This is a genomic window from Candidatus Zixiibacteriota bacterium (genome assembly GCA_040753495.1).
Taxonomy (GTDB): Bacteria; Zixibacteria; MSB-5A5; order GN15; family PGXB01; genus DYGG01.
In genome coordinates this window covers 1-8,265 of record JBFMEF010000040.1, presented here as the reverse complement: position 1 = coordinate 8,265, position 8,265 = coordinate 1, and the positions used below count along the sequence as shown (strand labels likewise).

7 protein-coding genes are annotated in these 8,265 nt (G+C 51.0%); 1 reads left to right on the top strand and 6 read right to left on the bottom strand.

Annotated features, from left to right (window positions below):
* Window positions 1–116: 116 nt before the first annotated feature.
* From AB1690_02375 to AB1690_02365, 3 genes are all read right to left on the bottom strand, one after another.
* The gene (locus tag AB1690_02375; protein ID MEW6014148.1) at window positions 117–1,355 is read right to left on the bottom strand and encodes a hypothetical protein; all 1,239 of its coding nucleotides are present in this window, start codon (window positions 1,353–1,355) and stop codon (window positions 117–119) included.
* A 281-nt stretch (window positions 1,356–1,636) separates the two neighbouring features.
* Complete coding sequence (locus AB1690_02370) at window positions 1,637–1,900, bottom strand: hypothetical protein (GenBank protein MEW6014147.1); 264 nt, start codon at window positions 1,898–1,900, stop codon at window positions 1,637–1,639.
* Between the two features lie 254 nt (window positions 1,901–2,154).
* A complete protein-coding gene (locus AB1690_02365; protein ID MEW6014146.1) occupies window positions 2,155–4,239 on the bottom strand; it encodes a hypothetical protein in 2,085 nt (694 codons plus the stop codon).
* 113 nt (window positions 4,240–4,352) lie between these two features.
* On the opposite strand from AB1690_02365, the gene AB1690_02360 reads away from it, so the two are divergent.
* Window positions 4,353–5,594, top strand: coding sequence for a PD-(D/E)XK nuclease family protein (locus AB1690_02360; GenBank protein MEW6014145.1), 1,242 nt, complete (start codon window positions 4,353–4,355; stop codon window positions 5,592–5,594).
* Window positions 5,595–5,676: 82 nt separating this feature from the next.
* On the opposite strand, the gene AB1690_02355 is transcribed toward AB1690_02360, so the two are convergent.
* The 3 genes from AB1690_02355 to AB1690_02345 form a co-directional block, all read right to left on the bottom strand.
* Window positions 5,677–6,219: a hypothetical protein gene (locus AB1690_02355; GenBank protein ID MEW6014144.1), complete on the bottom strand. Its 543-nt coding sequence runs from the start codon at window positions 6,217–6,219 to the stop codon at window positions 5,677–5,679.
* A 51-nt stretch (window positions 6,220–6,270) separates the two neighbouring features.
* Window positions 6,271–7,809, bottom strand: coding sequence for a tetratricopeptide repeat protein (locus tag AB1690_02350; protein ID MEW6014143.1), 1,539 nt, complete (start codon window positions 7,807–7,809; stop codon window positions 6,271–6,273).
* Between the two features lie 125 nt (window positions 7,810–7,934).
* A partial coding sequence (locus AB1690_02345) for a PEP-CTERM sorting domain-containing protein (protein MEW6014142.1) occupies window positions 7,935–8,265 on the bottom strand: 331 nt, incomplete at its 5' end.

Sequence of the window (8,265 nt, the reverse complement as noted above, 5' to 3'; positions counted from 1 at the left end):
GACCAATCAGCAGGTTGTGAATATCTGCCCCTATGCAGAATGTACAAAAAAGCCGGTTCGGGATATCAAGTCCCGAACCGGCGGGTGCGATATAAATAACCAAAGAGAGGGCTTAGTTAATCATCATCTCCATCACCGTAATGACCGGTGCTGTCGCTGTCGCCGTTGTCATGATCGTCACCATCGTCATCATCACCGTCATCATCTTGGTCATCATCGTCATGTCCCCAGCCCCACCCAAAAGAGCCGTCATCATCCATCCCGTCATCATCATCATCGTCAATGCTCCTGCCGCAGAAGGTTTTCCACCGTCCGGCAAAGTACCCCATGCCGTCATCGCTGAACCAACGGGGCATCATATAATGTCCCTTAAGGGCGCCCAGCGGGTTGGCATTGGCATCGTAGAAGTAGCCAAAGAACTTACCTCCGGCGCGACTGAAGGCGGTCTCGTCGGCGTTCCAGTTGGGATGCGGTCTATAAACTCCCTTAAGCAGCCCTTCAAAACGGCCGGTGACATCAATCCATTTTCCATAGAACGCCCGGGGGATATCGTTAAGAGTATCCGGTCCCCAAATGCCTTTGACATAGCCGGCAAGCATGCCGTTGCGGGAAATCCAGCGTCCTTTGAAAATCCCCTGGCCAGTCGAATCGACCCCCCATTTTCCTTCGAGGAAGCCGCCGGGGCAGAGGCGCGGAGTAATCTTGAATGCCCGGAAGGCGACGACATTGACAGAATCATCGAGGTAGAAGACAGTATCCAGACGGGAGAGGTCATCCAGACGGAAACTGAATTCAAACGGCTCGGTATCGAATGTTACCGTAACCGGCGTATCGACCGCCATCGAATCGAGCAATGAATCAAAAGGCGGCACAAAAAGATAGACATAGATACCATCGTGATGCACGGATGTGAAAGAAACCCATTCAATCAGTTTGCGGTCGGTGCGGGGAAGGATATAATCCTGATTCGGCTCAAAACCGATGGTGCGGCGAAGAATCATACCGCCGCGGCTCATCGAAAGGGAGCCGGTCCAATCGGTCAATTCTGTTATGGTTGAGTCAAAGCAGGGGGAGCCCCAGATAATTCTGAGGGCATAGGCGTTGATAGCGGGAAGGTTGACCACCGAGTCGTAATCAAGACTGTCGAGATAGATATCATTATATTCGGCTTCAACTGCCAGGCCGGCGGTCAGGTCGGGGTCGCCGAAATTGGGGGCTTCATCGGTCGGAGTGAAACCGCCAAACTGCTGTGCAATGGAAAGTTCCTGTTCCGGAGAGGCGCTGTCTTTGCTGCATCCTGCCATAAAGGCAAGGAGGCCGGAAAGGAGTGTCAGGACTAAAATTCGTTTAAGCATTGAGATTCTCCTTTACTGTGATGATTGCAACGTATTAACTGCCAAAAAGTGCCTCAAACGGCGTGCCAATCATCCAGCGCAGGATTAAGTTATTGGTGCTATGAGGCTTATGCGATTCAAGCAAATAGCTGCGGAGTCGCCCGGATGTACCCTCAGGTACAGCGCATCACCTCTCGCACCATAAGGGACAGAGGAAGGTTGCCGTCGTTTTCGGACAAAAAATCACCCCCTGAAAAGTATTACAGGCTGCGAATAAGATTTGCCAACGCCACTGCGGTGACTCAGATGCCGGTCCAGGCAGTCTGCTCGAGGGCTTTTACGATGGAGTCATAACTGGGAATCAGGCTGGCTCCGTCAGTTCCCGAGGGCTTGCGGATGCCGTTAAGCAGGTCAAAGCCGTTGATCATCACCCGCGGGCTGGGGATTTCTGTTTCCCGTTCGTTGATAACAGCGGAGATACCGAGATTGCTGACTGCCTTTTTGACAAAGGATGCCGCCTGCAGATGAGCGGCGTTGTTTTTGGAATAAAGGATATCGATTTGCATTGCCTATCACTCCTTTGATAGGGTATCCTGTCCAGATAACCTCTGTCAACAAAAAATTGATTTTGAGTTATATCCGGCGACCGTGCGCCGGTTTTTCCATTCAAGAAGTCGGGGAGCTTAAGCGTTCCGTTTAATAGTTTAACAATATTTTCAGCCGGAAGTTTCGCTTCCCTGTTCGATTCCGCCAAAAAAAGCGATTTTATTTCCGGTTGCGGCGAGCCTGTCATCAAAAGGTCATAGCCGATGGTTAATTGCTAACGCCCCATTTCGCTTTCGGCGATGAAAGCGGCGACCTCATCGGCAAAATGGGGATTTTTGGCGGTCACCTTAAGAAAGGTTTCTTCGGCCAGGGCGCGGAATATCCGCTCGCCGGTCAGTTGATGCATTTCGTAATAGTAAACCGCCAGGTCGAAGAGAACCAGGTAGTTGTCGGGGTAGAGGGTGGCGGCTTTTTCTATCGCCAGCAGGCCATCGTCCCTTCGGCCGATTGCGGAGAAAATGCGGCTTTTTAGCATCAAGGCGGAGAGATTGTCCGGGTAAGTCTTGAGGAACTGCTCAATGTAAAAGGAGGCGCTGTCGGGCAATTTCTCTTCAAAGAAATCGCGCGCAATTTCATAATCGGTTGAAACATAAGCGGCGGCATCACGATTGCCGGTGAGATGGCAGATACGATAAAGCCCGATTTCGGCGTCACGGACAGCGTAGACCGTAACCGGGCGGGCGGTCGCCAGGTCGGGGAATTCTTCGACAATTATCGGAAAGGCTTCGCTGTTTATGGCAAGGTGGGTGACCGGGGAGTTTTTAAGAAAGTCGGGGTCTTTTCCGGAAATGCCAACGGCATAAATCATTCCTTTGAGACGGTTTTCGGGAAGAAAGGTTGGCGCCATCGGGCCTGTGATGACGGCACCAGGGGAAAGAATCTCACCCAGGTCGATTCCGGCGTTCCTGATATTAAAGGATTTTTCTTTCTGCCATCTGTCATAACCGTTAAAGAAACTCCATCCGGCCAGAACAAGGAGGAAAATTCCCAGGGAGATACGGATAGTTTTGTCGAAGAAGATGCGCGAGAAAGTGAATTTCCATTCCAGAAGAGTCAGCGCCAGGGCGGGAAGAGCGGTGGTCCAGACCAGCCGTTTATAGACCGCCAGAAACCCGATTTCGACATAGAAGGTGTACAGGAACTGCTCGATGAATATCCAGAGAGCGGCGAAGAAGATTATCAGAGAGAAACGGCTGTCGACGGGTGGGATTGGCGCCGTCGAATTCCGGTCAGACAAATCGAGGAAATAGCCGGCAATTCCGGCAAGCGGCAGATAGGAAAAATAGATATAACGGAGAGGGCGGTAGTTGCCCAGACAGAAAAAGAGCTGAGCGGAGATAAGCCAGAGTATCAGATAAAGCAGGGCAGGATTATCGAGCAGCCACTTTTTCCCCTTCTGTCGATAAATATAAATGACCCCAAGAAAACCTCCAATACCGAGCGCCGGAGAGAGAAAATAGAAGCGGGATTCGTTCCCCAGCGATATAAAGCGCTCCAGAAAATTAAGCGGAGAAAGAAGCGCCTCGGGGAAGCCATACAAACCATAAGATTGCATGAATAGATAACTGAAAATCTCTTTCAGATTCCCGCCATAGAATATCAAACCAAAGGCAAAAGAAGTCGCCAGAAAAGAGCCGAGAAGTATCAGAAGCGGTCGCCGACGGGAAGCAAAGTCAATCCATAATCCACCGGCCAGCGGTATGGCAAGAATAAGGCCGAAAATTTTGCCGGTCAGCGCCGCCAATGCCAGCGAGACCCCCAGAAGCGCCAGCCCGGAGGAACTCTGACGAAAATTGACGAAGAGATAAAAGAGCAGCGCCGACCAGAAAAGAAGGCCGTTTTCGAGATATGGGAGACGTCCATAAACAAACAGCACCTGATTGCAGAGCAGAAAAAAGAGAATTGCCAGAAGCGATGTCCGGCTGATTGTTTTTCGAAGCGCCATGATGAATAAGAGGATGGCGATGACCGAAAGAATGACCCCGACAAGATTGGCGTTGGCTCGGGAGACGTCTGAAATCAGGAAAATCAGGTAACTCAATCCGGAAACGAGGGAGTATTGGAATATTTTCCAGGATTTTTCCAGCAGCGGGTCCCAGTCATCGAAGAGGATTTTGTTGCGGGCATGATAGGTGTACTGGTACGGGTCGGTGGAAAGAGACTGCCCGGAGCCGTCAAAGTAAAGCGGCGGGTCGGAATCGAGGTCCGACAGGCGGAGCCAGACGGAAACAAGCAGTAGCGCCAGAAAGGCAGCGCCGTAAAGTAGTGATTGATAGGAAGTGGATGAGCGCCGATTCATCGGGAGAAAAAATTGGAAATTCAAGGACTATTGGCAAGAGAATATAAATATGATTGCGCTCTGCCCGGATTGATATATAATAGGAGAGAGAGTTTTGGCATAAAGGAGGAGAGGTGGCTACCGCTTACAGCAAATCGAAGATTGAGACGTTCAAGAACTGCCCCCGGCAGTATAAGTTCCAGTATATCGAGCGGGCGGTGGTGGAGAAGCCGGTCAGCGTGGAAAACTTCCTCGGCTCGGCAGTTCATTACGCTCTGGAGAAGCTATATAGTTTCAAGATGAACATGCGGCTTCTATCTAGAGAGGAACTTCTGGAATTATACCGTAAATACTGGGAGACTCCGGAAAAGGATAAAATCAAAGTTACCCGCGAAGGACTGGGCGTGGACGACTATATCAGAGTCGGTTCGGAGGCGCTGGCGCAGTATTATGATAAGAATGCTCCTTTTGATGACGGCGCCTCGGTGGCGCTGGAGAAAAAGATAACCTTCCCTCTTGACCCGGAGGGGCGCTTCACCATCAGCGGCGTCATTGACCGTATCTGCCGCCGCCCCGACGAAGTGGTCGAAATAATCGATTACAAAACCAACGTATCGCTCCCGACCCAGCAGACTCTTGATAACGACACTCAGATGGGCTTGTACCAGCTGGGAGTGAGATATCTCTGGCCCGATTTCAGGGAGATACAGCTGCGGCAGATTTTTCTCCGCCACGGCCTCTCCTTAACAACCGTGATGGATGAGGACAAGCTGGAGGAGATTCGATATCGCGCCTTTCAGGATATTCTGGAGATAGAAAAGGCGCGCCGTGATGACGATTTTCCTCCGAAGGAATCGCCGCTCTGCGACTGGTGCGTTTATTATGAACTCTGTCCGGCGAAACGTCACCGCTTATCGTTGGAGGACGACCTGGGGGTAGAATTTGACAAGGAAGCGGGGAAGGAACTGGCGGAGAAATATCTGGAATTGAGTCGAAGGAAGAAAATCCTGGAGTCGGAAATGGAGGCGATGAAAGATGATATCTTCAAATTCTGCGAGCAAGCCGATATAACCACTCTGGTTTCTTCTCTTGGCTCGGTGAAAATAACCGTCTCCGAGAAAGAGGCTTTTCCCACCAAGACTGATGATGAGCGGGCGTTTTTGGACCTGGCGCTTATAGCCCGTCAGGCGGGACTGGAGGAATGTTTCAGACTCGATGCCGGCATCCTTTACAAGGAGTTCTATGCGCGGGAGAAACTCCCGGGAGATTTGAAACAGAAGCTGGAAAAATATCTGATTAAGAAAGTTCAGAAATCGATAAGAACCAATATTAAGAAAGAAGTTCCCGACATCGACTTCGGGGAGGATAAAGAGTAGGCGCTTCAGCTCAGAAGAGTCAAAAGATAAACGCCTCCCGGCGGGGAGGCGTTTCTTATTTGTGATACGTCGACGACCGTTCTTATTTCTTTTCCGACTTGGCTGGGGCTTTGATGACCAGCGCCGGCACGAGCGGGTCGGATGGCTGTTTCACCAGCAGGAGCGTATTGCTCGGCGGGGTTGTGGTGGTATCGACCTTAAGCGATGAAATTTCCTTCTTGTCGATAGAAGAGACAAAAACAGTGGCGATTCTTCCCCGTCCCGGCGGAAGCGGCGGCACCGAGACGCCGATATCGTTTATCAAGCCGATGGTCAAGCACTGCATGGCGGTATCGGAACGGGCTTCTTTTACTTTGAATTTCTCCACCAGTCCGCCGGTGAAAATAGTGGAATCGGCGACAATCCGATTTTTCCCGTCAGAGAAGGTAAGGGGAAGCGACAGGGCGATAATCTCTTCGTCATTGAACATCGAGATATTGATACCCCAGTTGAGCGCATCTATTTTATACGGCTCGAGAAAGACCGTATCAACCGCTCCAAATTTGTCGTCCTGAGCCGCGAGATTGACAGCGCCGAGCAAAAACATGGCGGCGACTATCAGAGTCGTTCTTCTAAGATTCATCATTCCTCCAGCTGGCATAAGTTTCGAAACTTTTGTATTCCTAATATCGGAAGTCTAATCAGTATTTTTACCCGCGGAGAGGGGGGAAAGTTCCGCCTTGAGGCGATTCATTAATTCGTCGGCAACTTCCGGTTGATTCAGTTTCTCGCGGTAGATAGTAGCGGCTTTTATCAGGGCGCTGCGTCCGGTTTCTGTCTGGGAGAACCTTTTGTACAGCTGGGTAAGAAGGTCGGCCGCCTTCTCCCATTTTTCTTCGCGACGGGCAATCTCCGCGCTGTATGAGAGAGCCGAAGCCTCAATGGAGGTGCCGTAATGCTGACGGCTCATTCTCTCATAAAATTCTTCGGCGCGCCGGTTCCAGGCTTCCACCTGGCGTTTATCATTTACTTTCTTATAATGGTCGATTATCATCAGATGGGCATTGAAGGCATCTTCGGTGCCGGAATAGTTGCTGATGAGCCAGCGAAACTCGCTTTCGGCCATCTCCCAGTTTCCTTCTTCGGCAAAAGAGCGGGCGATATAATTGAGAGGAGTCGGATTGGTATTGTAGAATCTTTCGTAATAGCGCTTTATCTCACCCATAATCTCGCGGCATTTTTCGTACTGCTCTCCTTCAAAGTAGGCGCGCCCGATGCGGGTCATTAGCAGGGCGCGCTGGGTGGAATCGGCAACACGCGCCATAATGCCGTTGTATTGGGAAACTGCCCGCAGGTAATCTTTCTTTCCGGAGGCGAGTATGTCGCCAATGAGGAGAGCGGCTTGAAGGTCCACCTGGCCGGCACTATCTTTGAGAAACTGAAGATTCTCGATGGCGCTGTCCCACTCGCCCAGGTCAACATGGAGCCGCGCCAGGTTGCTTCGGGCGGCGGTCGCCAGAACAGAATTGGGCCATTCCTTTATGAGACGGTTATAATAGCTCTTCGCCGACTGGCTCTCCGCCAGAACGCCCAGGGTATCGCTGATTATCAGATAAGAACGAACCAGCTCCATGGGAATATTCAAAACCTGCACCAGAACCTTGTTCTGATTGTCAACCGGGGGATAGAAAGTATCGATGATAGAGTGGTAGATAGCCATCGCTTCATCCCAGTCCCCTTTAGCCTGACGAATACGGGCCAGGTTGACGCGGGTGGTCAAGAGTTGTTGTCCCTCCAATTGGGTCAGGGTGAGAAGCTGGTTGAGGTAAGTGACGGCCGAGTCATAGTTCTTTTCTGAGAAATAGATACCGGAAAGGCGGTTGACAGCGGTAAAGGCGGCCGCTTCGAGTTCCTTGCGCTCCACCGGATAGCGCGATTCCGGAAGCGAATCAATATGTTTCCAGCAGTAATCGGTCACGGCGATATACGCCTGCTTTACTTCGCTCCAGAGCTGCTCATTGCCCAGTTCCGGTTTGATGCCGGCTTTGTCATGAAGACGGTTGGCTTTGTGCAGAAGTTTCTCGGCGCTGAAGCGAATCAGTTTTCCCCGGTCGGAGGAACAGCCACCAAACAACAAAACGAGGATTAAGATGAAGCAGCTGTTGCGGAGAAGAGAATTCTTAAGAAGCGGCACGTTTTTTCCAATAGATTCAAAAGAGACAGCGGTTTCGCTCACATCCGATGTGAGATTGTTTCAAATCGGGCAGTAAGATTATAAAAAAAGAGGTGGCTGTCAAGGAATTAAGGGAATAAAAAACCCCGCCGGGAAAGCGGGGTCGGAGGGCTGCTACTGAGCAATGATTAGAATCTTTTTCGGAGAGCGCCAAGGCCGAGCATGCCGAGTCCCAGAAGCATCATGCTGGTCGGTTCCGGAACCACCGCAAACGACTTGTTCATAACATCATTTCCGCATCCCAGGGTATTATGGAAATTGATGGTCTGAGCGCCATCGAGATTGAGCAAACTTCTATCGAATGAAAATTCCAAAACCCAGGTATCACCGGCACCCTGCATCGGGTTGGTTTCCAACCCCTGCCACATCGAATATTCGCGGTTGACAGTGCCCAGGACAGTGCCAGAGGTGACATCATAGGCACCGACCGCATTGCGGATGGCGGTGTTGCTGTAGTAT

Coding starts and splice junctions, on each gene's coding strand:
- AB1690_02375 (MEW6014148.1), bottom strand. CDS start 1,355: ATGCTTAAACGAATTTTAGTCCTGACACTCCTTTCCGGCCTCCTTGCC.
- AB1690_02370 (MEW6014147.1), bottom strand. CDS start 1,900: ATGCAAATCGATATCCTTTATTCCAAAAACAACGCCGCTCATCTGCAG.
- AB1690_02365 (MEW6014146.1), bottom strand. CDS start 4,239: ATGAATCGGCGCTCATCCACTTCCTATCAATCACTACTTTACGGCGCT.
- AB1690_02355 (MEW6014144.1), bottom strand. CDS start 6,219: ATGATGAATCTTAGAAGAACGACTCTGATAGTCGCCGCCATGTTTTTG.